Origin of the sequence: Pseudomonas sp. 91RF (genome assembly GCF_003576265.1) — a bacterium.
GTDB lineage: Bacteria > Pseudomonadota > Gammaproteobacteria > Pseudomonadales > Pseudomonadaceae > Aquipseudomonas > Aquipseudomonas kribbensis.
Genome location: NZ_QWFC01000009.1, coordinates 1 through 26682 on the forward strand (window position 1 = coordinate 1; position 26682 = coordinate 26682).

Sequence of the window (26682 nt, forward strand, 5' to 3'; positions counted from 1 at the left end):
CGCCCCGCCACTTTTTGCGGCCTGGGCAAGACGCCGCAGGCTCGGCAGAAAACGATCGTCCCAGGCAGCGAACTCGGCATCGAAACCGATGCCTTCAGGGCTGACATGGGAGCAGCCGGTGATGACCAGTCCGATGCCTTTCACACGGCGACGGTAGTACGCAAGCTCCTGCTCGGAAATGCTGGCGTCGGGATTGGCAGACCAGGTGGTCATCGGTGCCATGGCCAGTCGGTTGTCGATCGTCAGGCCGTTGGCGAAACGCAGAGGACGAAAAATTTCGGGGTAATTCGGTTTCATGATGCTTTCCAGACAAAGCCGACCCATGTGGTCAGCCCATGGCAATGTGTGTGATTCAGTTCAGACGCAAGCGGCGGATGTCACGTTGAGGTGGCTGACCAAACAGGCGGGCGTATTCACGGCTGAACTGCGAGGCGCTTTCATAGCCGACCCGAGACGCCGTCACGCTTGCATCCAGGTTCCGCGTCAGCATCAACTGACGGGCCTCCTGCAGACGCAGTTGCTTTTGGTACTGCAGGGGGCTCAAGCCGGTGATCGAGCGAAAGTGCTGGCGGAACGTGGAAGGACTCATATGAAAGCCGGCAGCCAGCTGTTCAATTTTCAGCGGCTCGGCGAAATGGCGCTTGAGCCAGTTGATGGCGCCGGCGATCTGTTGGCTGGGTGCTCCCTGATTGATCAGATGGCACAACTGTGCACCGTGGGGGCCGGCGAGTAACCGGTAAGCGATCTCACGCTTCAGCAGCGGCGCAAGACAAGGCAACAGCACCGGATCGGCCAGCAACTGCACGAGACGCAGCACGGCATCCAGCAACCCCTCGGTCAAAGACTCAACGGCGATCGAGCAGAAATCACAATCGCGGGCAGGCACCGGCAGGCGCATTTCAGTGGCCAGTTGCAAGATGTCCTGAGGTGCCAGCTGCAACATCAGGCCCAGGAACGGCTCGGTGTGACTTCCCTCCATCACTGTGGAGACCACGGGCAGATCGACAGCGGTCAGCAACGACTGACCCGGACCGAAATTCAGGATCTGATCGCCCAGCACGACCTGCTTCCGGCCCTGGGCTGTGATCCCCAGTCCCAGACCGTAGATGCAGTGCATCGGCTGGGTCAGCGCCCGACGACGATGCAGAGTCAGACCGGGAATGGCCGTCTCGTAGTCACCGTCCGACGGAGCTATGCGGGCAATGGCAATGGCCAGGTCGCGGCTGTCGTTGGAGGACAGCCGCGACGATTCGGAATCAGGCTTCACTGCAGATGCTTGCGCAGGAACGGCACAGCTTGGGCCATGGCCAGTGCGACAGGCTCGGGCTTGTCGTACAGGTCGTAATGCGACCAGCCTTCTGCCACGTAAATCTGTTTGTCGGCCGACGCGGCCCGACCGTAGATTTCCCAGCCATCGCGGTACGCTCCGAAACCTCCGGGCTTGTCACCGATAACCACCAACAGGGGCTGGGTCAACAGCACTTCGGCGTGCAGAAACGCATCCCAGCCAAAGGCTGCGCTGTTGAACGAAAACAGGCCGCTGGTGGCGCCGTTGGGCTGCTGTCCGCGCGACGTCTTGTAGTACTCGGTCGCTTCGAGCACGTCGATATCGGTGATGCCTGCGCTGCGTCCCTCTTCCACCGATGCCGGCAGATAGTTGATGACATGCCGAGCACCGCCCTGGGCTTCTGCGGTGCGCTGGGCAGCCATGGCTTGCAGCGCCGTGACCGGATCGAAGTTGCTGAAGCCTTCACGGATCAGTCGCCCGAAATTGACCCCGGTGATCGAGACCAGCGCTTTGATCCTGTGGTCGGTACTGGCAGCGTGTACGGTGTATGCGCCCCCGCCACAGATACCGATGGCACCGATACGCGCCGCATCGACGTAGGGCAGCGTGAGCAGGTAATCGATGGCGAAGCGGATGTCCGAGACGCGGATCGACGGGTCTTCGATGAAGCGTGGCTCACCACCGCTCTCGCCCTGGAAACTGGCATCGAAGGCAATCACCACAAAACCCTCTTTGGCCAGACCTGCGCCGTAGACGTTGCCTGAGGTCTGTTCCTTGCAACTGCCGATCGGGTGGGTGCTGACAATCGCCGGGTATTTTCTGGAGGCATCGAAATTGGGTGGTAGATATAAATCCGCTGCGGTTTCCCAGCCCAGATTCTGATAGCGAACGTGCTTGATAGTGACAGTGCTCATGTGATTCTCCAGGAGTAAATCGGAAACGATAGAGAGCGGCGCTAGAACGGCGCCGCCCGCCGTACTCAGAGGCTGGTGCGGAAGAACGGCGCCAGGTGTTCCATGGCCGTGTTGACCCCGGGACCGTCGTACAGATCCATGTGAGCCAGACCGTCGAGCACCACCAGTTCCTTTTGCCCCAGCGCCTTGGCATGCAGCTCCTGGCTGTGCCACAGCGAACCGGCTTCGCTGCCGGCGATGATCAGTGCCGGCTGGGTCAGCAACTGGTCGATCAGGTCGAACGCATCAAACGCGACCCAGGCGCCGAGACAATTCATCAGCATCTTGTTCTGTGCGTTCGGGTGCTGGGCACGAGGCGTGAGGTAGTAGTCGGCCGCCTCCTGAAGATCACGGGGCGCACTGGTATCACCCAGTTGCGGTACGTAAGGGGCATACACGGGCTCGGCGCCCGCCGCTTCTGCTGAGCGCTGTCCAGCCAGGGCATCCAGAACCGGCAACAGATCGTTGATGGAACCCTTGCCTTCCCAGCCTTTACGAGTGGCAGTCCCTACGTTGACCGCACTGGCGGTGGCCAGGGCCTTGATCCGGCGGTCGACCGACGCCGCCTTGGCCGCGAAGCCGCCACCGGCGCAGATGCCCAGCACGCCGATGCGCTGAGCATCGACAAAACCGAGGGTGGTCAGGTAGTCGACTGCGCTGTACACGTCGGCCACGCGATTCATGGGTTCATCGAGAAAATGCGGCTCGCCGCCACTGGCACCTTGATAGGACGCATCGAACGCCAGGGTGACGAAACCCTGCTCGGCCAACAGTCGGGCGTAGGTGCCGGCCGTCTGCTCTTTCACGCCGCCCCCTGGATGAACGGTAATGATCGCCGGATATTGTTGGCCTTCAACGAATGTAGCGGGCAAGTAGAGGTGGCCAGCCATCTCGATGTTGCGGTTCTTGAACTGGACGTTTTGCATGGTGTTGCCTCCGATAGAGCAGCGCGCAGCGCCAGTTGGCGCGATTGCCGGGTTGCGGAGGGCAAGGTGTTTTCGCTTCGACTGAGTCGTGCAGGTTGCCTGCCCTTCGTTGGAGTCCAGTATAGGAAGGGCTCTGCGGGTGTTTTTGCCTATTCCGATTCCTTAATTGCACGTTTCAAGGAGAATGCGGATTCATCACGCTCTCCCGAAAACTCGCGAGAACCTTGTTTTTACGGGCGCGCAAGGCCACACGTCTGCTGCGGGCAGGGAAATCTGTGCCTTGCCCGATTGCCTGTTACGCAGACAGGTCAGCCTGGCTGGCGCATACGCCGGATGTCCCGTTGCGGCGGCGCGCCGAAGGCCCGGCTGTACTCGCGGCTGAACTGCGAGGCGCTTTCGTACCCCACCCTCCCCGCTGCCTGCCCCGCGTCCAGGTGCTGGTTGATCATCAACTGCCTGGCCTCCTGCAACCGCAATTGTTTGTGGAACTGCAGCGGGCTCACACCCGTCAGCGTGCGAAAGTGCTGACGAAAAGTGGAAGGACTCATGTGCACCCGTTCGGCCAGATGTTCGATGCGCATAGGCTCGGCCAGGTTCTGCTTCAGCCATGCGACTACACTGGCGATCTGTTGCATCGGCGAACCCGTGGCAATCAGGTGACGCAACGCCATGCCATGTTGACCCACCAACAACCGGACGATGATCTCTTGCTGGACAAGAGGCGCCAGATGATCGAAGAGTTCCGGTTCCTCCAGCAGACCCAGCAGACGCTCGAGGGCCCGGACCAGTCCGGGGTCCAGCTCGGCAATGACGATGGCCTGGTGGGTGCCGGCCTTCGGCGGAGGCGGCAGTTGCAGTTCGGAGGCGATGCGCATGATCTGGCTGACATCCAGCGTCAGCATCATCCCGAGAAAAGGCTTTGCCACCGACGCCTGGGCAACATGGGACACCACCGGTTGGTCGATGCTGGTCAGCATCCCCTGCCCCGCACGGAAATGCAGCACGGCTTCCTGCTGCAATACCTGTTTGCTGCCCTGGGCCACCACGCCAAGGCCCAGGCCGTAGATGCACGGCATGGGATCTGTCGGGGACGTGCGGCGGTGCAGACTCAACGCCGGTAACCGGGTGGGAAAATCCCCGGCATGGGTGGCCTGTCGCGCAATCAAGGATGCCAGGCCGGTCAAGTCCGCCTCGATCAGATCGTCGGGTTGAAGGTGAGTCATCGGTGGTTCCTTACGCGATTGCCGCCATACATAGGGACAAATCATAACGCTGAACCTGACCTTGTCGTCGGGCAGGACTGATCAGAAGCTGTGATTCAACTGCAGCCCAAGGCCATTGACTGTGTTCTGGTAGGTGGCGCTATAACCCGGACGCAGCCCACCCTGGAACGTGTCCTGTGAAACCTTCACCGGATCTTCGTGGATGTAGCCGTATCCCAGATCCAGAGAGGTCTGATCGGTCATCTGCCAGTTCAGGCCAACCGTGAAAATCTTCCGGTCTCCCGTTGGTGCACGGGTGGACGTGTACTGATTGGGCATCGGCGTCGGCTCATAGGCGATCCCGCCACGAACCTTCCATTGCTTGTTCAGGCGATAGGACATGCCGGTGGAGAACGACCAGGTATCACGCCACTTCAGGGTTTCGAGGATCGTATCGAAAGGGCCATAGGCCTGTGGCACACCGGAGTTCAGCACCCTCAATTCCTGCACGCGACTCCAGCGACTCCACAACGCACCGGCGGAGACATCCAGTCGATCATTGATGCGCCAGGTCGCCGAGGCATCGACCGTTTCCGGTGAAGTGAAATCCAGGCTCGCGTCATATTTGCCGTTGAGCCCCGGCAGCCCCAGCCCCGGGATCGGTGCCAGCAATCCATTGGCACCTGAGACCTTGGTCTTTCCGCTCAGCTTGTAATCGACTCTGGAGTGATAGGTTAGCCCCAGGGTCAGGTCGTCGAGCGGGTCGAACAGGATGCCCAGACTGAAGCCCATGGCCGTGTCATCGCCGGTGACTTTGACAGTCCCGTCGCCCTGCCCGCCCACCGCGCTGTTGGCGATCTTGCTTTCGAGCAGCCCGTCGATACGGTTGATCGTCGGCCCAAACCCCACAGACAGTCGATCATTGATCCGGTAACTGACCGTCGGCTGCAAGGTGACGACCTTCACCTGAGTCTGCGAGCTGCGGTAGCGTCCCTGGAAGTTGCTTTCGTAGTCCGTGCTCCCGCCAAAAGGGGCGTAAACCCCGAAACCCACGTGCCAGTCATCGTTGAGTTGCAGCGTGTAGAAGCCCGATGGCACGACGATCGGATCAGGCACCATATCGCCGTGTGAAGTGCCCGACACCGTGGCATTGACGTTGCTGATGCGCGAACTGACATCAATGAAGCTGAGACCGCCACTGACGTGTTCACCCGCCAGGCGGGACATGCCGGCGGGGTTGCCGTAAACGATCGAGGCGTCCTGCACATCAGAAGCCCGACCGGAATAAGCCTTGCCTCCCGAGCTGATGCTCTGTTCGTTGATTTGCAGGCCGTTGGCCAGGAGTTGAGTGGAGGTGAGGCAAAGCCCCAGCACACAAAGCTGATTTCTTATTGTCATGATTTGGCTCTTGTTATTTTTTTGGTGGGTGCGAACACCCAAGGCACGCGGATGGATCGTTGGATTCAATGATGAAATAGGTCGCCGGCCATCCATGGCGACGGGTGGGTTCAGCGTTTGCGCATCCGCTCGGCCAGCGCACCGATCGGTCGGGTCATGCTGCGTCGCAAGCGTTGAGAGAAGGATTCGCCCTCAAAGATCGGCGCCGGGGTAACCACTTCATTGGGCTGGCTGTACTGCGGAAACAGACTGAGTGCATGGGCACGGTTGATGCCATGCATGATCGCCGGCGACCACATCTCCAGGCTTTCCAGCGTCCGGCACTGCAACGCCGTGGCGGGAGCCGGGGCAAAGGGATAGTCACTGCCGAAAAGAATGTGTGACGGTTCCACCAGTTCCTTGAGCGCCGCCATGGAATAAGGTGATGGCGACAACGCCGTGTCGAAGTAAAAGCGACGGATGTAGGTCATGACGCCTTGCGGCGCGTGTTGCTGAAATTCCGGCAACATGTTGGCCAGCGAAACACGCCAGGCCACAAACGGCAGGAAGCCGCCGGAGTGGGACAGGATCCAGCGAATGCCGGGATAGCGCTCCATGGACCCGCTGAGGATCAGATTGACCGCCGCGCGCGTGGTATCGCAGAGAAACTCAATGAGAAATCCCGGGGTCTGTAGACCGATGCTTTCGCTGGTCTGGTGCATGTTGGGATGGATGAATACCACGGCTTTTCGGCGGTCGAGTTCGGCCATCAGTTCGTCGAAGCGCGGATCGCCCAGAAACACTCCGTCGGTGCTGCCCAGCAAGACAATGCCCTCGGCCTTGAGTACGTCCAGCGCATAGACGGCTTCACGGCAGGCGGCCTCGGTGAACGGCATCGGCAGCACCGCGAAGTTGCCGAAGCGGCTCGGGTAGCGTGTACGCATCTGTGCGGCGAACTCGTTGCAGCGTCGCGCCAGCTCGCTGGCTTGTTGGACCCCGTCACCGAAGTGGACGCCGGGCGCAGACAGCGAGGTGATTGCCCGTTCGATGCCGTTCGCATCCATCACCTCGATGGATTTTTCCGGGGTCCAGTCTGGCAGCGGCGCTCCCGCAACGGAGTGCAGCCCTCTGGCATTCATCGCTTCGACGAATGCGGGTGGAATGATGTGATGGTGGACATCGATACGGCCTTGCTTGATTGACATGCTGACTCTCTTGTTTGGGCTTCGACCGAGCGCCTGCGGCCACTGGGTAAAGAACCGTGCTCGGTGGGAGTACAACTTTAGAGATCAATATTGAACATTTGTGTTCAATTATGTCAATGATAGGCAAACGCTGATTTGCTTTATTTTGAACGCGCTTGTTCAATGTCAGGAATCTCTCCGTTGGAGCTCATTGCTTTGAAACTCAGTCCCGTGCAGAAGCGCATCCATGAAGCTGCGATCCGGCTGTTTGTCGAGAAACGTGTCGAAGAGGTCAATGTCAGCGAGCTGGCACAGATCGCCGGGGTAGCGCGCGGCACGATCTACAACAACCTCAACTCGGTTGAGACGCTGTTCGAAGATGTCGCCAGCCAGCTCAGTGCCGAAATGAACGACAGGGCCGCACGCAGTACAGATCCCCATGCGTCCCCTGCCGTCCGCCTGGCCACCGGTATCCGTCTGTATATCCGCCGCGCCCATGAAGAGCCGCACTGGGGGGCGTTCATCGTGCGCTACGGGGCCAGCAATGAGACGCTGCAACAGATGTGGAGCGGTCCGCCCATGCACGATGTGCTCAGCGGCCTGAGCAGCGAGCAATACAGCTTTCGACAGGAGCAGCTGCCTTCGGTGATGGCGATGATCGGTGGCGGCGTACTGGGGGCCACGATGCTGGTACTTCAGGGGCACAAGACCTGGCGCGACGCGGGTTCCGATATGGCCGAATTCGTTCTCAGGGCGCTCGGCGTACCAGCCGAGGAAGCGCGCAGCATCGCTACACAGGATCTGCCCCGTCTCGCAGCCTGATGTCCTCCGCTGATTTTCTTGAGCCAGATCCCTTGGGGAATCTGGCTTTTTTATTGCCCGCAAAAAGACAATTGAACACTGGTGTTCAATTCTAATCTTGAGTGTTAGAGTCTGTGGCAAGCACTGACCCACCGCCCGGGTCGGAGTGCCTTACGCCAGGAACTGACAATGAACAATAAAGAACCTCTTCCTGCCCTGACCTCACGAACGGTACAAGTGGGTCGGCGGCAGATTTTCATCAGCGAAACGGGCGTCGGCCATCCCCTGCTGATGCTTCACGGTGGCGGAGCGGGAGCCTCGGGGCTCTCCAACTACTCGCGCAATATCGAATCCCTTGCCCGGCAGTTCCGCGTCATTGTGGTCGACATGCCCGGTTACGGCCGATCCACCAAAGGTGTGGATCGCAAGGACCCTTTCGGCGATCTGGCGGGGGCGATGCTCGGCCTGCTCGACACCCTGAACATCAGCAGCGCCCACCTGGTGGGCAACTCGTTGGGTGGTGCCTGTGCCTTGCGCATGGCGCTGGATGCACCCGGCCGGGTGTCGGCTCTGGTGCTGATGGGCCCCGGTGGCGTCAATACCACTCGCAGTCTGCCGACACCGGGTCTCAAGCTGTTGCTCGACTACTACAACGGTGAAGGCCCGACGCTGGCCAAGATCACGCGTTTTATCCGCGACTACCTGGTGTATGACGGCAGCCAGGTCAGTGACGAGATGATCCGCGAGCGTTTTGAGGCGAGTATCGACCCGCAGGTCGTTGCAGCCCCTCCCCTGCGCCGGCCAACGGGCATTCTCCGGTTCTCGCGCTGGGACTTCACCCGCGATTCACGCCTCAAGCATTGCCAGGTTCCGACCCTCGTGCTCTGGGGCGCGGACGACAAGGTCAATCGTCCCAGCGGCGGCGAGGCGCTGCGTAGTCGCATGCCGGATTGCAACCTCTACCTGTTCAGCCGGACCGGTCATTGGGTGCAGTGGGAGCGTGCGGACGAATTCAACTCCGTGACCCTGGCGTTCCTCGCCAGTCGCACAAAGCGCTGAGTTGACGTCATGAACAATCAAGCAACGATCAGTCGAACAACGCCGGACATCTTCGGCGCCAGCAGCATGGGCTATGCGTTGATCGAGTCCCGCCACCTGGCGCGTTGGCGTGAGCTGCTCCAGCACGGCATCGGCCTGCACCTGGCCAGCTCGGACGAACAAACCCTGGCTTTTCGTATGGATCAGCACCAGCGGCGGATCATTATCCAGCGCGGTCCGCAGGAAGATTTTCTTGCCGTCGGCTGGCAATTACGCGACCAGGCCACCCTCGACGAAGTGCTCAAGCGCCTGCAACGCCTCGGTATCCAAGCGCAGCCCAGCCAACCGGAAGAAGCCGCACAACGCGGCGTGAAAAGGTTCTGGCGGGTGCTCGGTCCCAAACGCATGGCCGTCGAGCTGTTCTGGGAGCCGCTGCTGAGCGACAAGCCACTGAACATGCTTAGTGCAGGTTTCATCACCGGTCCCGCCGGGATGGGCCACCTGGCGATCACCTCGCGCAAACCCCAGCAGATGCAGCGTTTCTGGCAGGAAATATTTGATGCAAGAGCCAGCGACCACATCGTCGAGCGGATTGCCGGAGTGACCCTGGACATTGATTTCTTCCGGGTCAACGAACGTCACCACTCGATTGCCATCGCCCGATTGCGTGGCCTGCCGATGGATCCGATTCGTACCCGTGTGCAACACATGAACATGCTGACCACCTCGGTCAGCGAACTGACCAACGCCTATTTGCGTTGCCGGACCCTCGGTTTCGAAATGGCCCACGAAATCGGTGAGCACCCCAACGACCGTGAGCAATCGTTCTACGTGATGAGCCCCAGCGGTTTCGAGCTGGAACTGGGTTGCAACGCCAGGGTGGTCGATGAGGCTCTTTGGCGCACAACCTCCTATCAAGGCATCAGCCTTTGGGGGCATCGCCCGGAGAAAAGCGGTGCCTGGCACACGTTGACCACCAACCTGGGCAACTTCGCCCGCGGCACACGTTCGTTGCTCAAGCCCGAATATTCACCGCTGTAAGAGAGATATCGTCATGAATAACAAAAACGAGTCTGTAACGAGCGTCGACGTGATTATTTCCGGGCTTGGCCCGACGGGCGCCACGCTCGCGCATCTGCTCGGCAAGCGTGGTCTGTCGGTGCTGGTACTGGAACGCGAGCCACTGTTTTATGGCAACGCCCGGGCGGTCTATACGGACGACGAATGCATGCGCGTCATGCAGGCGGCCGGTGTTGCCGCCGAGCTTTCAGCCAACATGCAAGTCGATACCCCCGCTCAGTGGGTGCTGGCCAACGGCAAGATCCTCGGCCAGTACTGGCGCCTCGATCGCCCCTACGGCTGGCCGATCATCAACTTCCTTTACCAGCCCTGGCTGGAAACCACGCTGAGCGATCTGCTCGAGCGCTATCCCAATGTGCGGGTTGCCCGTGGTCGTGAACTCACGCAGTTCACACAGGATGAACATGGGGTGACCGTGACCCATCAGGCCACCAGCACCTTCCGCTTCAGTGATGCGACGGATGCCCGTCAGGCCTGCGAAATCGATCCGGACCCGCAAACCATTCGCGGGCGCTATCTGGTGGGGGCTGACGGCGGCCGCAGTACGGTCCGAGAGGCCTTGGGCATCGGTATGAGCGGCAAGAACTTTCCCGAACCCTGGCTGGTGGTCGATCTGGAGATGAAAGAAGGCGAGGATGCCTTGCGTCATCTGCCCTACTTCAGCTTCATCTGCGACCCTGAATGCCCGACGGTCTGCTGTCCTCAGCCCGGCCGGTTCCATCGTTTCGAATTCATGCTGATGCCCGGCCAGACTCGCGAACAGATGGAAGACCCGACAGTGGTGCGCAACCTGATCAGCCGTTACGTCGACCCGGACAAGTTCGAGGTCAAACGCAAGCTGGTCTATACCTTCAACGCCCTGGTGGCGAAGGATTGGCGCAAGGGTCGGGTATTGATTGCCGGCGATGCTGCCCACATGACGCCGCAGTTCATGGGCCAAGGCATGAGCTCCGGCGTGCGTGACGCCTACAACCTCGCCTGGAAAATCGACGCCGTGATCAAGGGGCAAGCCGGTGAGCGGCTGCTCGACACCTATGGCAGCGAACGCTTCCACCATGCCAAGGCGATGATTGATATTTCGGTGCAGATGAAGGACTTCGTCTCGATGTCCAGTCCGGTTTCCAGTCTGATGCGCAACCTGCTGGTCAAGACTGTCCTGGCGACGCCATTTCTCGGCCGCTATGTTCGCGAAGGCCGTTTCAAACCGGCCCCGACCTATGCCCCTGACAGCTATCTGGGCATGCCACGCCGTCATCGGCGCTCCCCGGAAGGCCGGATGATTCCGCAACCCGAAGTCCGCACCTTCAAGGGCCAGCGTGTATTGCTCGATGATCTGCTGGGCGACGGTTTTGCCTTGATAGGACTTGAGGTCGATCCACGGGCCCACCTGAGTCAGGCCTCCCGGAAACTGCTGGATATCCAGAACACGCGTTTCGCCACCCTCTTCCCGTTCGGCACGCGTCCACAGGGCGCCAATACCGATCGTTCCAATACCCAAGAGTTGGTCGAACTGGAAGATGTGCAGGGCGAGATGGTCGCCTGGTTCAAGCGCTCGGGGTTCTCCAGCGGAGCCGTCGCCGTGGTGCGCCCGGACAAATTCACCTTCGCCATGGTCGAGGCCGCGGATCTGGATCGGGCCATCAACGAACTCAAGTTCCAGCTGCAATGGAGCCCCGGTGCTGAAGTCGTCGCAGACGAGCCTCGACTGCTGAGGAAAATCGCATGAGCCAGTTCCCTCTGAAGCCTCTGCAAGACGCCGCCGCTGCCCTGGCCAGAGCACGGGAACAACGCGAACCCTGTGCGCGGATCTCGTCCACTTTCGGTATCGATTCGTTGACCGGCGCCTATGCCGTACAGGAGATCAACACCCAACGGGCCCTGGCCCAGGGACGGCGCTTGGTCGGCCGTAAAATCGGACTGACCTCGGCTGCCGTGCAACAGCAACTGGGCGTCGATCAACCGGATTTCGGCATGCTGTTCGCCGATATGGAAATCGCCGATGGCGGTGAGATCCAGATCAGTCAGTTGATCCAGCCCAAGGCCGAAGGCGAGATTGCGTTCGTGCTGGGCCGCGATCTTCCATATGAAGATACGACCCTCGCGGAACTGCTGCGGGCGGTGGAGTACGTGGTGCCTGCGCTGGAAATCGTCGACTCGGCCATCGAGAACTGGAACATATCGCTGGTGGACACGGTGGCGGACAACGCTTCATCCGGGCTGTATGTGCTGGGTAAACAGCCGACTCCACTCGCCTCGCTGGACCTTCGGCTGGAAGGCATGCTGCTGGAAAAAAATGCTGGCACGGCTTCGATCGGTGTCGGTGCCGCATGCCTTGGCAATCCGGTGGACGCCTGCCTGTGGCTGGCTCGCACCATGGCCCGGATGGGCCGGCCCTTGCAGGCCGGCGACGTGCTGCTCTCCGGTGCTCTGGGGCCGATGACGCCTGTCGTGGCCGGGGACAGTCTGCACTTGCACCTGACCCGACTTGGCCAGATCCGTTGCCGCTTCATCTGACCTGCCCGTCCTTCTGCGCCAGGCTGTCGTGGCTTGGCCAATTTGAGAGATTGCTCCCATGAGTCAAACCAAACTCAAGGTCGCCATCATCGGCTCCGGCAACATCGGCACCGACCTGATGATCAAGATTCTGCGCAACGCCAGACACCTGGAAATGGCGGTAATGGTCGGGATCGACCCTGCATCCGACGGTCTCGCCCGCGCCGAACGCATGGGCGTCGCGACCACCCACGAGGGGGTTGAAGGCCTGATCCGCATGGACGCGTTCAAGGACATCGATTTCGTCTTCGATGCCACCTCGGCTAGTGCCCATATCGAGAACGAAAAACGCCTGCGCTCGATCAAGCCGGGTATCCGCCTGATCGACCTCACTCCGGCGGCTATCGGCCCTTACTGCATTCCAGTGGTCAACCTGGAGCAAAATCTGGATCGACTCAACGTCAACATGGTCACCTGTGGTGGTCAGGCAACCATTCCAGTGGTCGCCGCCGTATCCCGTGTTGCCCGGGTTCACTACGCCGAAATCGTCGCCTCGATCGCCAGCAAATCAGCCGGCCCCGGAACCCGCGCCAACATCGACGAATTCACGGAAACCACCTCCAGGGCTATCGAAATGGTGGGTGGGGCCTCCAAAGGCAAGGCGATCATCATCATGAACCCCGCCGAACCGCCACTGATGATGCGTGACACAGTGTTCGTACTGTCCGAAACCGCCGATCAGGCGCAGATCGAGGCTTCCGTCGAGGAGATGGTCGCGGCAGTCCAGGCCTATGTGCCGGGCTATCGCCTGAAACAGAAGGTTCAGTTTGACGTCATTGCCGAATCGGCACCCTTGAACATTCCGGGGCTGGGACGCTTCAGCGGCCTGAAAACCTCGGTATTCCTTGAGGTCGAAGGCGCCGCCCATTACCTGCCAGCCTACGCCGGCAATCTCGATATCATGACCTCCGCTGCCTTGGCCACCGCCGAGCGCATGGCGCAGTCGATGCTCAACGCCTGAAGGGCCCGACATGACATTCAATCCCGGCAAGAAAATCTACATCTCCGACGTGACCCTGCGCGACGGCAGCCATGCCATCCGCCATCAGTACTCACTGCAGAATGTGCAGGACATTGCGCGCGCACTGGACAAGGCCAGGGTCGATTCGATCGAAATCGCCCACGGCGACGGCCTGCAGGGTTCGAGTTTCAACTATGGTTTCGCCGCCCATACCGACCTGGAATGGATCGAAGCGGCTGCCGATGTCATCGAGCACGCCAAAATCACCACCCTGCTGCTGCCGGGTATCGGCACAGTGCACGACCTCAAGGCCGCCTATGACGCCGGCGCACGTGTGGTGCGCATCGCCACCCATTGCACCGAGGCGGATGTCTCGAAACAGCACATCGAATACGCTCGCGAACTGGGTATGGACACCGTCGGCTTCCTGATGATGAGCCACATGATCGCCCCAGAGCACCTGGCGGCTCAGGCCCGGCTGATGGAAAGCTACGGCGCGACTTGCGTGTACATGGCCGACTCCGGTGGCGCGATGAACATGCAGGATGTTCGCGAGCGCTTCCGGGCTTTCAAAGCCGTGCTGAAACCGGAAACCGAAACCGGCATGCACGCCCACCACAACCTGTCGCTGGGCGTCGCCAACTCGATAACCGCCGTCGAGGAAGGCTGCGACCGGATCGATGCAAGTCTGGCCGGGATGGGGGCTGGTGCGGGCAATGCGCCGCTGGAAGTGTTCATCGCCGCCGCCGAACGTCTCGGCTGGAACCACGGCACCGACCTCTACACACTGCTCGACGCCGCCGACGACATCGTACGCCCGCTGCAGGATCGGCCAGTGCGGGTCGACCGTGAAACCCTGGCACTGGGTTATGCCGGCGTCTATTCAAGCTTCCTGCGCCACGCCGAAATTGCCGCCGCCAGGTACGGCCTCAAGACCCTGGACATACTGGTCGAACTGGGCAGGCGTCGCATGGTTGGCGGTCAGGAAGACATGATCGTCGACGTCGCGCTGGATCTGCTCAAGCGCTGAACCGAGCAACACTTCCGAAAGGAATGGCGCCTCTACTCGAGTATGGTCCGAGGCGCCGTCATGGGGAGCCTTTCAACTCGCCCAATTGAACTATTGAAAAGCCGTCTCGCCTCGACCAAATCCCGGGGCTGGTTGGCCAGGACGAAGCCATCTCGGTCCTGACTCGTCCGTCAGCGTTACACCTGATCAACGTTGCGCGCAGCGACGGCAACGGTGGTCGGTGAATCGGAAAGTTTGATGAAGCGGCGAGTGGCGCCATCCAGCGCATCGATGCAGCCTGCTTCGATGTCGTAGACCCAGCCATGCAGGTTCAAACGTCCCTGCTCGAGCGCCAGTGCCACCGATGGATGAGTGCGCAGATTCGCCAGCTGTGCGATCACGTTTTCACGCACGAGGCCGTCGAGCTTGTCACGCGGCGTATCGAATTCATGCGCGGCGTTGATCGCTTTCGCGGCGTCCGAATGGCGAAGCCAGTTGGCAACGGCCGGAAGATGATCCAGGCACGTGCAGCGTGAAATCGCGCCCATCGCCCCGCAATCCGAGTGGCCGCAGATCACGATGTCCTTTACGCCGAGCACGGCAACCGCGTATTCGACGGTGGCCGAAACACCACCCGGTTCAGGCCCGTACGACGGCACGATGTTGCCGGCGTTGCGAATCACGAACAGCTCGCCCGGTTCGCGCTGTGTGAGAAGTTCAGGTACTACACGACTGTCTGAACAGGTGACGAACAACGCCTTGGGGTTCTGTTCTGTCGCGAGCTGCTTGAAAAGCTCGACACGCTGCGGATAGACCTCGCGCTGGAAACGCAGAAAGCCATCAATGATGTCACGCATGGAATCCTCCAAATCAAAATGCCGGATACCGACACGAGCACTCGACATGCCCTCGCGCCGCAATGGTGGTCATTATTGCAGACCTCGCGCGCATTGGATGTATTCAATCGGTGGATTGAGTGCGGGCGTCGAGCATGAGTTCAAGTCACTAAGCCTTTGGCCACTGCTGCATGGAGTGCAAGTATGAACTGCAACCATCCCCACTAGTGCTTCCTATGCACGCCCTTAAACTCTCCCCACAATCAACTGAAGGGAGCGTTCAACATGATCACCACCGCTGTCATCAACCAAACCGGTGAACCTCAAGTCATTCAGTTTGAGCAAACCGGGTTGCAGGCGCCCGGCCCCGACGAGGTCTGGCTGGAGCAGTTCGCCATTGGCGTCAACCCGCTCGACTTGAGCCAGCGCTCCGGCGCCGTGCCGTTAGCGCTGCCTTCGGGTCTGGGGCTAGAAGGTGCCGGGCGGGTCGTGGAAACAGGGGCGGATGTGACGAATGTGCTGGTCGGCGACCGGGTCGCCTATGCCACTGGCCCCATCGGGGCTTATGCCAGCGCCCGCCTCTATCCGGCCAATCGGCTGGTGAAGATCCCCGACAGCCTGAGCTTCGAGGACGCTGCTGCCTCGTTGTTCAAGGGCATCACCGCCCAGTATTTGCTCAAGTCCACTTACCCCGTCGGGCCGGGTTCGACGGTGCTGATTTACGGCGCAGCCGGTGCATTGGGTCAGATCATGGTGCCGTGGGCCAGGCATTTGGGGGCATTTGTGATCGGTGTGGTGTCCAGCGCCGATAGTGTCGAGCGGGCCAGATTGGCGGGGTGTGACGAGGTACTGGTATTCGATGCCGCGACGCTGGCCCAGTCGGTGATCGACATCACGAGAGGCGGGAAAGTGGATGTGGTGTACGACCCGATTGGCCGGGTGTCTTTCGAGGCATCGTTGAACTGCCTGCGCCCGCGCGGGTTGCTGGTGTCGTTCGGCATGTCGTCGGGCGCGCCGATGCCGGTGGAGATCAGTACTCTGAATGCCAAGGGTTCGCTGTTCCTGACCCGACCCTCCCTCGCCGCCCACACCGCTACGCCGGAGGAATACCAGCAGCGCGCAAAAGACGTGTTGCAAGCCATTGACGCCGGTATTATCCGGCCCAACGTCGGGCGTCGTTATCCGCTGTCGGAGGCCGCCCAGGCCCACGCCGACTTGCACCGGGGCGGTCTATCGGGTGCAGTTGTGCTAGTGCCTTGAGTTTTTTACCGCGTCATTCACGAGGGTTGCCGCTGCATGGATCTGTTCGATAGCCGTCAGGCTGATGAGGTCGCCACCCTGCTGGCCCTGTCCGAGCACGGCTCGTTTGCAGCAGCGGGTCGAATGTTGCAGCGCCATCCCTCGGTGCTTTCGAAACGCCTTGGCGCTCTGGAGTCACGACTGGGGGTACGGCTGGTCGAGCGTACTACCCGGCAATTGCGCTTCACTGATGAAGGGCAACGTCTGGTGGCCCGGTTCGGGCATGCGGTCAGTCTGATCGCCGAAGCGGAGCAGGATGCCCGCGAGGGCGCCGCCGAAATTCGCGGGCGTTTGCGCATTGCCTTGCCGGCCGCCATGGGACGGCTGTGGTTGGGCGACATCGTTTCAGCCTTCGCCCTGGCACATTCAAATGTGGCGCTTGAAGTTGAATACGCCGAGCGCTTCGTCGATATCGTCGCTGAGGGCTTCGACGCAGCGATCCGTATCGGCGAGCTGGCAGACAATCGACTGGTGGCGAAAAAACTTTGCGATCACCGCCGAATCCTGTGTGCCGCGCCCTCCTACCTTCAACAGCACGGCGAACCGAAAACTCCGGCAGATCTCGCTGCCCATCATTGTCTGGGATTCACCGGTTTGCATTCGTACCCCGAGTGGAAACTGACACGTGCCGGGGAGAAAATCGCCATTCGGGTGCCGAGCCGTCTGGTGAGCAACGACAATGAAGCACAGCTGTGTGCCGCTCGCATGGGGGTGGGGATTCTGGCCGGTGGTGACTGGTTGATGACCAAAGACCTGCGCGAGGGACGTCTGGTGCGGGTGCTACCCGAATGGCAGTTGGATACCGACGCGGGGGTATATCTGGTGCGGCCGTCGGCGCGGTTCAACACGGCGACAACTACGGCGTTCAAGGACTGGATCGAGAGAGCATTTGCCGAAGGTGCACCCTGGCGGACATGACAAAGCCTGCGCCGAAATAGCGAGAACTCTACGAAAACTCAGGCAGGCCGCGGTTCCGGGGGAATTTCAACTGGTCGGGTACGGGGCTTTTCCTGCACAATCCCTCGCATTGAAATTCGCTCCGAGACCCACTGATGTCCCTGACTCCCCAAGACGAACGACTCATCAAGGCACTGGCCCTGGCCATCGTTGATCGTCCACGCGCGACGCTCAAGGAACTGGCTGAAGCCGCCGGCGTCAGCAAGGCGACGCTGCACCGTTTCTGCGGCACCCGTGACAATCTGGTGCAGATCATGGAAAGCCACGGTGAGACCGTTCTGAACCAGATCACCACTTCGACCGACCTGTTGAATGGTGATCCGGTGCAAGCCCTGCGCGGTCTGGTGAATGAGCATCTGGCACATCGTGAAATGCTGGTTTTCCTGCTCTTTCAGTATCGCCCCGACACATTCACCGACACCGATGAGGGCAAACGCTGGCAGTTTTACCTCGATGCCCTCGATGCCTTCTTTCTGCGCGGCCAGCAGTTGGGCGCTTTCCGTATCGATATCACGGCAGCAGTCTTCACCGAGCTGTTCCTGACCATGATTTTCGCCATGGTCGATGCCGAACGCCGTGGGCGTGCCGCCAGTGCCAACTCGGCCAACGTCGTGGAACAGATGTTCCTGCATGGCGCTGCCAATCCCGCCCGTCCTCAATAACGTTCCGCCAGGCAAAAAAAGCCCCGCGACCTCTCGGTTCAGGGGCTGAATGGCTGGACGTGCCAACCCAAAGGAGCTGTTGTCAGGACTTGTCCGGCGACCAGCCTCCGCCCAGCGAGCGGAACAGATCGACCAGGGCTATCTGCCGCTGGGTGCTGACCTCGATAAATGCCGTTTCGTTGACGAAACTGGTGCGCTGGGCATCGAGATAGCGCAGGTGACTGTCGATGCCGCCTTCATAGCGGGCCTTGGCCAGTTTCAGGGTTTCGCTGCTGGTGTTGGCCAACGCGCGTCGGGCCGCCTCTTCACGGCGCAAGGTGTCGGTGGCGGACAACGCATCGGCGACCTCGCGAAACGCCGTCTGAATCGTTCCCTCATAAGCCGCCACTGCCGAGTCCTTGCGCGCTTCCGCCAGGCTCAGGCCGGCACTGTTGCGCCCGGCGTCGAACAACGGCAGCGACAGGTTCGGCACAAAACTCCAGGACCGCGAGCCTCCGTCGAACAAACCGGACATTTGCGCGCTGGACGTGCCGAAGCTGCCGGTCAGGCTGATACGCGGAAAGAACGCCGCCCGAGCAGCGCCGATGTCGGCATTACGCGCCTGCAATCGATGCTCGGCGGCGAGTATGTCCGGGCGGCGCTCGATCAAGGTGGAGGTGGTGTCAGGCGCAATGTCCTGAACCAGCATCGGCTCCGTCGACAGCCGCTCAGGAATCGACTTCGCCGCATCCTTGGTGCCGAGCAACAACACCAGCGCGTTGAAGGCTTGCTGTTTCTGCCGCAGATTGCTTTCCTGTTCGGCGCGCGATTGCTCCACCAGCCCCAACGCTTCCTGATAATCCAGCGCGGTGGCCGTACCGTTCGAGCGGCGCTGGCTGATCAGCGCGAAGGAATACTCGCGGCTGATCAGGGTTTGTTGGGTCAGATCCAGACGACGCTGGGCGCCATCGTGAATCAGATAAGCCTGGCTGACTTCGGCGATCAGGGCGATCTGCGCGGCGCGGGCCGCCTCTTCGGTCGCCAGATACTCCTGCAATGCAGAGTCAGTGAGACTCTTCACCCGGCCAAACAGATCCAGCTCGTATTCAGGCAGCGACACGCCGACCTGATAACTGCTGGCAACTCCCGCCTGGCCATTGCTGGCCAGATCCGCCGGCAGGCGCTGACGATTGCCGGATGCGCCGGCATTCAAGCCCGGCACCCGGTCGGCCCGCTGAATGCGGTACTGCGCCCGGGCCTGCTCGATGTCCAGAAGCGTCTGGCGCAGCGAGCGGTTGTTGTCCAGGGCGATCACCACAAGACGACGCAGCTCGGGATCGACAATAAACGTCTGCCACGCCAGTTGATTGATCGGACTGCCCTGCTTCGGCGTCTCTGCCGCCCAGTGTTCCGCAACCGGCGCGACTGGACGCTCATAAGTCGGTGCCAGCGAGCAACCGCCCAGCAGCATGGCGATCACCAGCGTAGAGAATGTTGAAATACGCATGGAATCACTCCTGAGCCAAAGCGGGTTGTTCGACAGGCGCGGGTTTGCTGCGCAACCGCGACAGCACCCAGACAAAACAGATCGGTACGAACAGCACACCCAGCAGCGTCGCGCTGAGCATCCCGCCGATCACGCCGGTACCGATTGCACGCTGACTCGCCGCCCCTGCCCCGGTGGCCAATGCCAGTGGCACCACACCGAGGATGAAGGCCATGGAGGTCATGACAATCGGCCGGAAGCGCAGCCGTGCGGCCTCGATAGCGGCGTCACGCAGGCTGTAGCCCTTCTCCCACAGTTCCTTGGCGAACTCGACGATAAGGATCGCGTTCTTCGCCGCCAAACCGATGATGGTGATCAGACCGACCTTGAAGTACACGTCGTTAGGCATGCCGGCGACCATCACTGCAAGTACCGCACCGATGGCACCAATCGGCACGATCAGCATCACCGTCAACGGAATCGCCCAGCTCTCGTAGAGCGCCACCAGCAACAGGAACACCACCAGGATCGCCAGCGCGAACAGTTGGGTCGCCTGACCGCTGGAGACCTTTTCCTGATACGACAGCCCCGTCCATTCGTAGCTGAAACCTGCCGGCAACTGCGCGGCGATTCGCTCCATTTCCGCCATGGCTTCACCGGTGCTGTAGCCCGGCCCGGCGTCACCGACAATGCGGATCGACGGATAACCGTTGTAGCGCACCAGTTGTACCGGGCCTTCTTCCCAGTGGGTGGTGACGAAGGCGCTCAGCGGCACCAGATTGCCGGCGCTGTTGTGTACGTACAGTTTGAGCACGCTTTCCGGGGTCATCCGGTCGCCCTGCTCGGCCTGCACCACTACACGCTGCTGACGACCAGAGTTGGTGAAGTCGTTGATCACTTCGGAACCGAACGCGGCGGACAACGCACTGCTGATCGACTCGAAACTCACGCCCAGGGTGCGGGCCTTGTCACGGTCGATCACCACGCGCAATTGCGGCGATTCGGCCAGGCCTTCCATCATGGCGTAGAGGATTTTCGGGTTGCCGTTGGCCTGACCGAGCACCTGGTCACGGGCGGCGAGCAAGGCTTCGCGGCCCAGGCCGCCGCGATCCTGCAGGCGCAGCGCAAAACCGCCGGAGTTGCCCAGGCCATCAATCGGTGGCGGCGGCACCGCCATCACGGCGCCGTCGTTGGTCACGGCAAACTGCTCGTTCAGCGCCATGACCTCGGCCATCGCCGATTGATCTTCGCCACGCAGCGACCAGTCCTTGAACACCGGGAATGCCAGCGCCGCGTTGTCGCCCATCCCGGAGAAGCTGAAACCCGAGACCAGGAACATCGACTGCACCGCATCACGGGAGGCGAGATAGCGCTCAAGCTGTTCGCCGGTCGCTTCGGTACGGGTACGGGTCGCGCCCGGTGGCAACTGGACGTCAACGATCATGTAGCCCTGGTCTTCCACCGGCACAAACGACTCCGGCAAGCGCAGGTAGAAGTAACCGAGCATCGCGATAATGCCCACGTACACCAGCATCATCCGGCCGGCACGTGCGACCAGTCCGTTGTTGAGGATCGAGTAACGCTCGGTGAGCCGCGCAAAACCACGGTTGAAGGCGCCGAAGAAACCACGTTTTTCATGGTGCCCTTGAGGAATCGGCTTGAGCAGCGTGGCACACAAGGCCGGCGTGAACGTCAGCGCGAGGAAGCCCGAGAACAGGATCGACACCGCCAGCGACACCGAGAACTGCTGGTAGATCACCCCCACCGAACCGGACATGAACGCCAGCGGCATGAACACCGCCGACAGCACCAGGGTGATACCGATGATCGCACCGGATACCTGCCCCATGGCCTTGATCGTGGCATCGACCGGTGATAGCCCTTCCTCGGCCATGATCCGTTCGACGTTCTCCACCACCACGATGGCGTCGTCCACCAGAATGCCGATGGCGAGGACCATGCCGAACATGGTCATCATGTTCACCGAGAAGCCCAGCAGGTACATCATCACCAGCGTGCCGAGCAGGCACACCGGCACCACAATCGACGGAATCAGCGTGTAGCGGATGTTCTGCAGGAACAGGAACATCACCAGGAACACCAGCACCATTGCCTCGATCAGGGTGTGGATCACCTTCTCGATGGCGACGTCGACGAAACGCGAAGTGTCGTAGGGAACGGAGTATTCCACGTCGTCCGGGAAGTACGCCGACAGTTCGGCCAGGCGTTCCTTGACGGCGGTTGCGGTCTGGATCGCGTTGGCACCGGGGGACAACTGGATCGCTGCAGCCACGGCCGGTTTGCCGTTCAGGCGCGAGTTGAAGTTGTAGCTTTCCTGGCCGATTTCCACGCGGGCCACGTCGCCCAGTTTGACCGTCGAGCCGTCCTCGTTGGCGCGCAGGACGATGCGGGCAAATTCTTGCGGATTATCCAGCGTGCCTTTCACCGCAAGGGTCGCGGTCAGTTCCTGCTGGCTGCTGCTCGGCGTGCTGCCGAAGCTGCCGGCCGGCACCTGCACGTTTTGCCCGCGAATCGCGGTGCTCACGTCGTCGATGGACAGCCCGTAACCCACCAGTTTCTGCGGGTCGAGCCAGATGCGCATCGCAGCTTCGGATGAGAAAAATTGCAGCTTGCCGACGCCCGGCACCCGGCGCAGTTCGTTGTTGATGTTGCGCGCGGCGTAGTCGCCCAGCGCGGTCGTGTCGGTGTGCTGGGAGCCGTCTTTATAGTTGAGCGCATAGATCAGCAGGAAACCGGCGCTGGCCTGTTCCACCTCCAGACCTTGGGTCAACACGGCTTGCGGCATGCGCGATTCAGCCTTTTTCAGGCGGTTTTGCACGTCGACCTGAGCGAGCTGCGGATCAGTGCCTGGCTGGAACGTCACCGCAATCTCGGCGATGCCGTTGGAATTGTTGGTCGACTCGAAATACAGCAGGTTCTTGGCGCCGTTGAGCGACTCTTCGATCACGCTGGTGACCGAGTCCACCAGCACTTTCGCCGAGGCACCGGGATAGGTGGCCGTGACTTTGATCTGCGGCGGCGCAACGTCGGGATACTGCGCCACCGGCAGCATCGGGATGACCAGCAGGCCGGCCAGAGAGATGAACAACGCCACCACCCAGGCGAAGTTCGGGCGTTTGATGAAAAACTTGGACATCGGGAAATCCTCGCGGCGACGGCGCCCTTATTGTTTCGACTCGGACGACTGAGCCACGGCCTGAGACTGACCCGGTACGACCTTGGCCCCCGGTTGCAGTCCGGCAAGACCACCGACGATCACTTGATCGCCCGCCGTCAAGCCTTCACTGATCTGCCAGCGCGAACCCTGCATGGCGCCGATGACCACACTGCGCGCTTCGACCCGCTCGTCTGCGCCGATCACCATCACCTGGGCAGAACCATCGCTGCCCCGCTGCACCGAGCGTTGCGGCACGAGAATGGCCTGGCTGTCGGTGCCCTGTGGCGTACGCACGCGGACATACATGCCCGGCAACAGCACGCCGTCGGTATTGGCGAACTTGCCGCGCAACGACACCTGCCCGGTGCCGCGATCCACGGCGACATCGGTAAACATCAGCGCGCCCTGACGCTCGTAGTTGGTGCCGTCGACGCGAATCGACAGTGCCTTGTTGTCGTCGGCGGAGAGCTTTCCGTCCTTGAGCGATTCGCGCAGGCGCAGCGCGTCGGCAGCCGATTGAGTGAAGTCGACGTAGACCGGATCCAGTTGCTGAATCCGTGCCATCAATGTCGCGTCCCCCTGCCCGACCAAGGCGCCTTCGGTGACCAGCGCACGTCCGACGCGGCCGGAAATCGGTGCCGTCACCGAGGCGTAACCGAGGTTCAGCCGGGCGCTTTGCAGATCGGCCTGGGCCGAACGGGTGGCTGCCTGAGCGCTGCGCAGATCTGCCATGGCGCTGTCGAAATCCTGCTGGCTGACCGCTTCGATCTTCACCAACGGTTCATAGCGCTTCACTCGGGCCTGAGCCTCAAGCGCAACGGACTGGGCGCGGGCCAGTTCACCTTCGGCCCGTGACAACGCGGCTTTGAGCGGTGCCGGATCGATCTGGAACAACAGATCCCCGGCTTTCACATCCGCGCCTTCTTCAAAACGCTTCTGCATCACGATGCCCGGTACCCGTGCACGCACTTCCGCAACGCGCATCGGCTCCACCCTGCCCGGCAGCTCTGATGTCAGCGCCAAAGGCTCGGTCTTCACCGCCACCACTTCTACCGGGCGCGCCACTTCCGCCACCGCCGCCTGTTCACTTGCCGGCCCACACCCGGCCAACGCAATGGCGACTGCCAGCGAACCCGCCATTCCTACCGCACGCAAATTGCCCATAACTCACCCAAGGCTTGATCGAATTTGGCGCGAATGCTACGTATCAAATCCTAATGAGTCAATAATGTCTCATGTGAGTATTTTGTGAATCTTATATGAACACCGCTCAAGGCCTCTGATGAACTCGATTTCCCATGATGAACAGCTGCTCAAGTCGCTGACCCTGGCCGTGGCCAACCGGCCGAGGGCGACGATGAAGGAACTGGCACAACAGGCAGGCGTGAGCAAGGCCACCCTGCACCGCTACTGCGGAACACGGGAAAACCTGACGACCAAACTGGAGGAGTACGCCGAAGGCACGCTGAAGCTGATCATCGACAACGCCGGCCTGCAGCATCTGGAACCGCTGGAGGCGCTGCGCCGATTGATCCGGGAACACCTCGCCCACCGCGAGCTGCTGGCCTTTCTGATGGCGCAATACCGCCCCGACTTTCTCGATCTGGAACAGGGTGGCAGGCGCTGGCTGTTTTACCTGGAGGCGCTGGACGGGTTCTTTTTGCGAGGCCAGCAGGCAGGGTTGTTTCGCATCGACATCACCGCGGCGATCTTCACCGAGCTGTTCATATCGCTGGTCTACGGGCTGGTGGATGCCGAACTGCGGGGGCGTGCGGCCCATGCGGATTCGGCGCGGACGCTTGAGCAAATGTTTTTGAATGGGGTGCTGGCTGCTCGGCGTCTTTCTTGATCAGCCAAACAATTTACGGATCTCGGAAACTACCTGCATCGTTGCGTCTTCGATCGTGCCTTCATTTCGGCACAAAACCCAGCCGTGATCGGTAGCCGCTTGCTCGAACATGTCCGTACACGCGACATGTTCAGCGTGCTTCTGAATCACTGTACCGCCCAGTCCCCTGGACCGTGCCTTTGCCCTGGCCCATGAAATATCCGGCGCGGTGACGACGCCGACATGCAGGTCTGGCACCCGCACGTTTCGCTCAATGTTCAACTGGAGAATCTCTGTAAACGGGACGGTCTGGCGAAACGCGGCGTCCGACGGATACCAGCGATCGATCAGGATAATGCTGCCCGGCGGTTGTTCAGTCAGCACGTGCCGGGAGATCCAGCGACGGCTATCAGCAAAGCGCTGACACACAGCCCACTCCAGATCCCGGGAGTGATTTCTGGCGAGTTCGTTGACGAGGGCCATGGTGGCACCCCGGTGCGGATCGCTTTTACGCTCGCAAAGCCGGATGACTTTCTTGTTGTCGGCCCTCAGTACTGCCGTCACCGCTTCCAGTAATGTGGTTTTGCCGGTTCCTTTTGGCCCATCCAGAGAAACAAACAGCGGACGATTCATTTTTCACACAACGATTGAGGCATTGATGACCACTCTATCCTCATTTCTGCAATTCAATCAGCTCATCCCAGCCCTTTGCCTAAACTTGCTTCCCGATGATGTTCGCCAGACCTTTTGACTGCCAGGGAATCACATAAGGAGTCACCCCATGTCAAAGCTATACCCGAGTATCGATCCTGAGGGGTTGGTCGAGTACTCCGTGGTCTATACCGACCGCTCGCTCAACCACATGTCGCAGTCATTTCAAGCGGTGATGAAGAATATTTCCAGGACCCTGAAACAGGTCTACAACGCCGAGGCGGTGGCAGTGGTTCCGGGCAGCGGCACCTTCGGCATGGAAGCGGTGGCGCGACAGTTCGCCACCGGCCAGCAAAGTCTGGTGATACGCAACGGCTGGTTCAGTTATCGCTGGAGCCAGATTCTTGAGACGGGCAACATCCCGGCGGCCACTACGGTACTGAAAGCCCGACCGGTCGAAACGGGTCGCCAGGCGGCTTATGCCCCGCCGCCTCTGGACGAAGTCCTGGCAGCCATTTACAGGCACAAGCCGCAGATTGTCTTTGCGCCCCACGTTGAAACCTCATCAGGGATTATCCTGCCCGACGAGTACCTGCGGGCCGTCGGCGATGCCGTGCATGCGGTGGGTGGCCTGTTTGTGCTGGACTGCATCGCTTCCGGCACACTTTGGGTTGATATGCACAAATGTGCCGTCGACCTGCTGATCAGCGCACCGCAAAAAGGCTGGAGCGCCTCGCCTTGCTGCGCCCTGGTGATGTTCAGTGCCTTGGCCCTCGAGCGCATCGAGCACACGCAAAGCAGCAGCTTCGCCTGCGACTTGAAGAAGTGGCTGCAGATCATGCAGGCCTACGAACAGGGCGGACATGCCTACCATGCGACCATGCCCAGTGATTCTCTCGCACGGTTCAACGACGTAATGAACGAGACCCAAGCCTACGGTTTCGAAAAGGTCCGCGGCGAACAACAGGCTCTGGGTGACCGGGTGCGCGCATTGTTGACCGGCAAGGGCTTCAAAAGCGTGGCCGCCGTCGGCTTTCAGGCTCCAGGCGTCGTGGTGAGTTACACCGATGATGCCGATATCAAAAACGGCAAGAAGTTTGCCAGCCACGGCCTGCAGATCGCCGCCGGGGTGCCGCTGCAATGCGACGAACCGGCTGACTTTCAGACCTTCCGTATCGGTCTGTTCGGACTGGAAAAGCTGCATAACATCGAACGCACGGTCGGTACGCTTGAGCAGGCACTGGATGAGGTGATGGCTCACTAAGTCCACTCCTCGCCCATAGCCAATAGTGTTCCCGCCGATCCTGTTCGGCGGGAACAATCAAGCCGCGAACAACCTGTCATAAATTCCATATCTGCTGGCACATAAAAGACTTTCCCACCATTCCAATAGTCCCTGACGACCCGCGAGGACAAGGCCAGCGTCGATTCGTC

The 26682-nt window shown here is 60.8% G+C and carries 23 protein-coding genes and 1 pseudogene; 12 read left to right on the plus strand and 12 right to left on the minus strand.

Annotated elements, in window-relative coordinates; genetic code table 11:
- The 7 genes and pseudogenes from DXT77_RS01185 to DXT77_RS01215 all read right to left on the minus strand — a co-directional run.
- Nucleotides 1-297, minus strand: a pseudogene (locus DXT77_RS01185) (hypothetical protein); the annotation flags it as partial.
- A 55-nt stretch (nt 298-352) separates the two neighbouring features.
- A complete protein-coding gene (locus tag DXT77_RS01190) occupies nt 353-1267 on the minus strand; it encodes an AraC family transcriptional regulator (protein ID WP_119426296.1) in 915 nt (304 codons plus the stop codon).
- The gene (locus DXT77_RS01195) at nt 1264-2202 is read right to left on the minus strand and encodes an alpha/beta hydrolase (RefSeq protein WP_119426297.1); all 939 of its coding nucleotides are present in this window, start codon (nt 2200-2202) and stop codon (nt 1264-1266) included. The genes DXT77_RS01190 and DXT77_RS01195 overlap by 4 nt, the downstream gene beginning before the upstream one ends.
- Nucleotides 2203-2267: 65 nt before the next feature.
- Nucleotides 2268-3167, minus strand: a complete 900-nt coding sequence (locus DXT77_RS01200; RefSeq protein ID WP_119426298.1) for an alpha/beta hydrolase — start codon at nt 3165-3167, stop codon at nt 2268-2270.
- Between the two features lie 308 nt (nt 3168-3475).
- Entirely contained in the window at nt 3476-4390 is a 915-nt protein-coding gene (locus tag DXT77_RS01205; protein ID WP_119426299.1) for an AraC family transcriptional regulator, read from the minus strand.
- A gap of 81 nt (nt 4391-4471) precedes the next feature.
- Entirely contained in the window at nt 4472-5767 is a 1296-nt protein-coding gene (locus tag DXT77_RS01210) for an OmpP1/FadL family transporter (RefSeq protein WP_119426300.1), read from the minus strand.
- 110 nt (nt 5768-5877) lie between these two features.
- Nucleotides 5878-6951, minus strand: a complete 1074-nt coding sequence (locus DXT77_RS01215) for an amidohydrolase family protein (RefSeq protein WP_119426301.1) — start codon at nt 6949-6951, stop codon at nt 5878-5880.
- A gap of 195 nt (nt 6952-7146) precedes the next feature.
- Here DXT77_RS01215 and DXT77_RS01220 point away from each other — a divergent pair, with 195 nt between their 5' ends.
- The 7 genes from DXT77_RS01220 (at nt 7147) to dmpG (ending at nt 14393) form a co-directional block, all read left to right on the plus strand.
- The gene (locus DXT77_RS01220) at nt 7147-7752 is read left to right on the plus strand and encodes a TetR/AcrR family transcriptional regulator (RefSeq protein ID WP_119426402.1); all 606 of its coding nucleotides are present in this window, start codon (nt 7147-7149) and stop codon (nt 7750-7752) included.
- Between the two features lie 168 nt (nt 7753-7920).
- Nucleotides 7921-8790, plus strand: coding sequence for an alpha/beta fold hydrolase (locus DXT77_RS01225; protein ID WP_119426302.1), 870 nt, complete (start codon nt 7921-7923; stop codon nt 8788-8790).
- Between the two features lie 9 nt (nt 8791-8799).
- Nucleotides 8800-9810, plus strand: coding sequence for a VOC family protein (locus DXT77_RS01230; RefSeq protein WP_119426303.1), 1011 nt, complete (start codon nt 8800-8802; stop codon nt 9808-9810).
- A 13-nt stretch (nt 9811-9823) separates the two neighbouring features.
- Nucleotides 9824-11575, plus strand: a complete 1752-nt coding sequence (locus DXT77_RS01235; RefSeq protein ID WP_119426304.1) for a bifunctional 3-(3-hydroxy-phenyl)propionate/3-hydroxycinnamic acid hydroxylase — start codon at nt 9824-9826, stop codon at nt 11573-11575.
- Nucleotides 11572-12363: a 2-keto-4-pentenoate hydratase gene (locus DXT77_RS01240; RefSeq protein ID WP_119426305.1), complete on the plus strand. Its 792-nt coding sequence runs from the start codon at nt 11572-11574 to the stop codon at nt 12361-12363. The genes DXT77_RS01235 and DXT77_RS01240 overlap by 4 nt, the downstream gene beginning before the upstream one ends.
- Before the next feature lie 58 nt (nt 12364-12421).
- Complete coding sequence (locus tag DXT77_RS01245) at nt 12422-13363, plus strand: acetaldehyde dehydrogenase (acetylating) (protein ID WP_114883012.1); 942 nt, start codon at nt 12422-12424, stop codon at nt 13361-13363.
- A gap of 10 nt (nt 13364-13373) precedes the next feature.
- Nucleotides 13374-14393 (plus strand): 4-hydroxy-2-oxovalerate aldolase, encoded by a 1020-nt coding sequence (dmpG, locus tag DXT77_RS01250; RefSeq protein ID WP_119426306.1) that lies wholly within the window; start codon nt 13374-13376, stop codon nt 14391-14393.
- 176 nt (nt 14394-14569) lie between these two features.
- Here the strand turns inward: dmpG and DXT77_RS01255 are convergent, their stop codons facing one another.
- The gene (locus DXT77_RS01255) at nt 14570-15229 is read right to left on the minus strand and encodes a carbonic anhydrase (RefSeq protein WP_085709845.1); all 660 of its coding nucleotides are present in this window, start codon (nt 15227-15229) and stop codon (nt 14570-14572) included.
- A gap of 264 nt (nt 15230-15493) precedes the next feature.
- Between DXT77_RS01255 and DXT77_RS01260 the strand changes: the two genes are divergently transcribed.
- From DXT77_RS01260 to DXT77_RS01270, 3 genes are all read left to right on the plus strand, one after another.
- Entirely contained in the window at nt 15494-16468 is a 975-nt protein-coding gene (locus DXT77_RS01260; protein ID WP_119426307.1) for a quinone oxidoreductase, read from the plus strand.
- A gap of 36 nt (nt 16469-16504) precedes the next feature.
- Complete coding sequence (locus DXT77_RS01265; RefSeq protein ID WP_119426308.1) at nt 16505-17425, plus strand: LysR family transcriptional regulator; 921 nt, start codon at nt 16505-16507, stop codon at nt 17423-17425.
- Between the two features lie 134 nt (nt 17426-17559).
- Nucleotides 17560-18126 carry a TetR/AcrR family transcriptional regulator gene (locus tag DXT77_RS01270; protein WP_119426309.1) on the plus strand — a complete coding sequence of 189 codons (567 nt, stop codon included), beginning with the start codon at nt 17560-17562 and terminating at the stop codon, nt 18124-18126.
- An 82-nt stretch (nt 18127-18208) separates the two neighbouring features.
- Here the strand turns inward: DXT77_RS01270 and DXT77_RS01275 are convergent, their stop codons facing one another.
- From DXT77_RS01275 to DXT77_RS01285, 3 genes are read right to left on the minus strand one after another with little or no spacing between them, the layout of a single operon-like run.
- A complete protein-coding gene (locus DXT77_RS01275) occupies nt 18209-19612 on the minus strand; it encodes an efflux transporter outer membrane subunit (RefSeq protein ID WP_119426310.1) in 1404 nt (467 codons plus the stop codon).
- 4 nt (nt 19613-19616) lie between these two features.
- Complete coding sequence (locus tag DXT77_RS01280; protein ID WP_119426311.1) at nt 19617-22748, minus strand: efflux RND transporter permease subunit; 3132 nt, start codon at nt 22746-22748, stop codon at nt 19617-19619.
- A gap of 27 nt (nt 22749-22775) precedes the next feature.
- Nucleotides 22776-23933 (minus strand): MexC family multidrug efflux RND transporter periplasmic adaptor subunit, encoded by a 1158-nt coding sequence (locus DXT77_RS01285; protein WP_119426312.1) that lies wholly within the window; start codon nt 23931-23933, stop codon nt 22776-22778.
- A 118-nt stretch (nt 23934-24051) separates the two neighbouring features.
- Here DXT77_RS01285 and DXT77_RS01290 point away from each other — a divergent pair, with 118 nt between their 5' ends.
- Nucleotides 24052-24618 carry a TetR/AcrR family transcriptional regulator gene (locus DXT77_RS01290; RefSeq protein ID WP_119426313.1) on the plus strand — a complete coding sequence of 189 codons (567 nt, stop codon included), beginning with the start codon at nt 24052-24054 and terminating at the stop codon, nt 24616-24618.
- On the opposite strand, the gene DXT77_RS01295 is transcribed toward DXT77_RS01290, so the two are convergent.
- Nucleotides 24619-25230, minus strand: coding sequence for a dTMP kinase (locus DXT77_RS01295; protein WP_119426314.1), 612 nt, complete (start codon nt 25228-25230; stop codon nt 24619-24621).
- Nucleotides 25231-25378: 148 nt separating this feature from the next.
- Between DXT77_RS01295 and DXT77_RS01300 the strand changes: the two genes are divergently transcribed.
- Entirely contained in the window at nt 25379-26512 is a 1134-nt protein-coding gene (locus tag DXT77_RS01300; RefSeq protein WP_119426315.1) for an aminotransferase class V-fold PLP-dependent enzyme, read from the plus strand.
- The last annotated feature ends 170 nt before the right edge of the window (nt 26513-26682 follow it).

What these genes read in the sequence shown, in the direction of transcription:
- DXT77_RS01240 (WP_119426305.1), top strand. Translation starts at nt 11,572, where the DNA reads ATGAGCCAGTTCCCTCTGAAGCCTCTGCAAGACGCCGCCGCTGCCCTG.
- DXT77_RS01195 (WP_119426297.1), bottom strand. Translation starts at nt 2,202, where the DNA reads ATGAGCACTGTCACTATCAAGCACGTTCGCTATCAGAATCTGGGCTGG.
- DXT77_RS01270 (WP_119426309.1), top strand. Translation starts at nt 17,560, where the DNA reads ATGTCCCTGACTCCCCAAGACGAACGACTCATCAAGGCACTGGCCCTG.
- dmpG (WP_119426306.1), top strand. Translation starts at nt 13,374, where the DNA reads ATGACATTCAATCCCGGCAAGAAAATCTACATCTCCGACGTGACCCTG.
- DXT77_RS01200 (WP_119426298.1), bottom strand. Translation starts at nt 3,167, where the DNA reads ATGCAAAACGTCCAGTTCAAGAACCGCAACATCGAGATGGCTGGCCAC.
- DXT77_RS01265 (WP_119426308.1), top strand. Translation starts at nt 16,505, where the DNA reads ATGGATCTGTTCGATAGCCGTCAGGCTGATGAGGTCGCCACCCTGCTG.
- DXT77_RS01215 (WP_119426301.1), bottom strand. Translation starts at nt 6,951, where the DNA reads ATGTCAATCAAGCAAGGCCGTATCGATGTCCACCATCACATCATTCCA.
- DXT77_RS01300 (WP_119426315.1), top strand. Translation starts at nt 25,379, where the DNA reads ATGTCAAAGCTATACCCGAGTATCGATCCTGAGGGGTTGGTCGAGTAC.
- DXT77_RS01280 (WP_119426311.1), bottom strand. Translation starts at nt 22,748, where the DNA reads ATGTCCAAGTTTTTCATCAAACGCCCGAACTTCGCCTGGGTGGTGGCG.
- DXT77_RS01285 (WP_119426312.1), bottom strand. Translation starts at nt 23,933, where the DNA reads ATGGGCAATTTGCGTGCGGTAGGAATGGCGGGTTCGCTGGCAGTCGCC.
- DXT77_RS01235 (WP_119426304.1), top strand. Translation starts at nt 9,824, where the DNA reads ATGAATAACAAAAACGAGTCTGTAACGAGCGTCGACGTGATTATTTCC.
- DXT77_RS01290 (WP_119426313.1), top strand. Translation starts at nt 24,052, where the DNA reads ATGAACTCGATTTCCCATGATGAACAGCTGCTCAAGTCGCTGACCCTG.
- DXT77_RS01245 (WP_114883012.1), top strand. Translation starts at nt 12,422, where the DNA reads ATGAGTCAAACCAAACTCAAGGTCGCCATCATCGGCTCCGGCAACATC.
- DXT77_RS01255 (WP_085709845.1), bottom strand. Translation starts at nt 15,229, where the DNA reads ATGCGTGACATCATTGATGGCTTTCTGCGTTTCCAGCGCGAGGTCTAT.
- DXT77_RS01275 (WP_119426310.1), bottom strand. Translation starts at nt 19,612, where the DNA reads ATGCGTATTTCAACATTCTCTACGCTGGTGATCGCCATGCTGCTGGGC.
- DXT77_RS01230 (WP_119426303.1), top strand. Translation starts at nt 8,800, where the DNA reads ATGAACAATCAAGCAACGATCAGTCGAACAACGCCGGACATCTTCGGC.
- DXT77_RS01260 (WP_119426307.1), top strand. Translation starts at nt 15,494, where the DNA reads ATGATCACCACCGCTGTCATCAACCAAACCGGTGAACCTCAAGTCATT.
- DXT77_RS01295 (WP_119426314.1), bottom strand. Translation starts at nt 25,230, where the DNA reads ATGAATCGTCCGCTGTTTGTTTCTCTGGATGGGCCAAAAGGAACCGGC.
- DXT77_RS01205 (WP_119426299.1), bottom strand. Translation starts at nt 4,390, where the DNA reads ATGACTCACCTTCAACCCGACGATCTGATCGAGGCGGACTTGACCGGC.
- DXT77_RS01225 (WP_119426302.1), top strand. Translation starts at nt 7,921, where the DNA reads ATGAACAATAAAGAACCTCTTCCTGCCCTGACCTCACGAACGGTACAA.
- DXT77_RS01210 (WP_119426300.1), bottom strand. Translation starts at nt 5,767, where the DNA reads ATGACAATAAGAAATCAGCTTTGTGTGCTGGGGCTTTGCCTCACCTCC.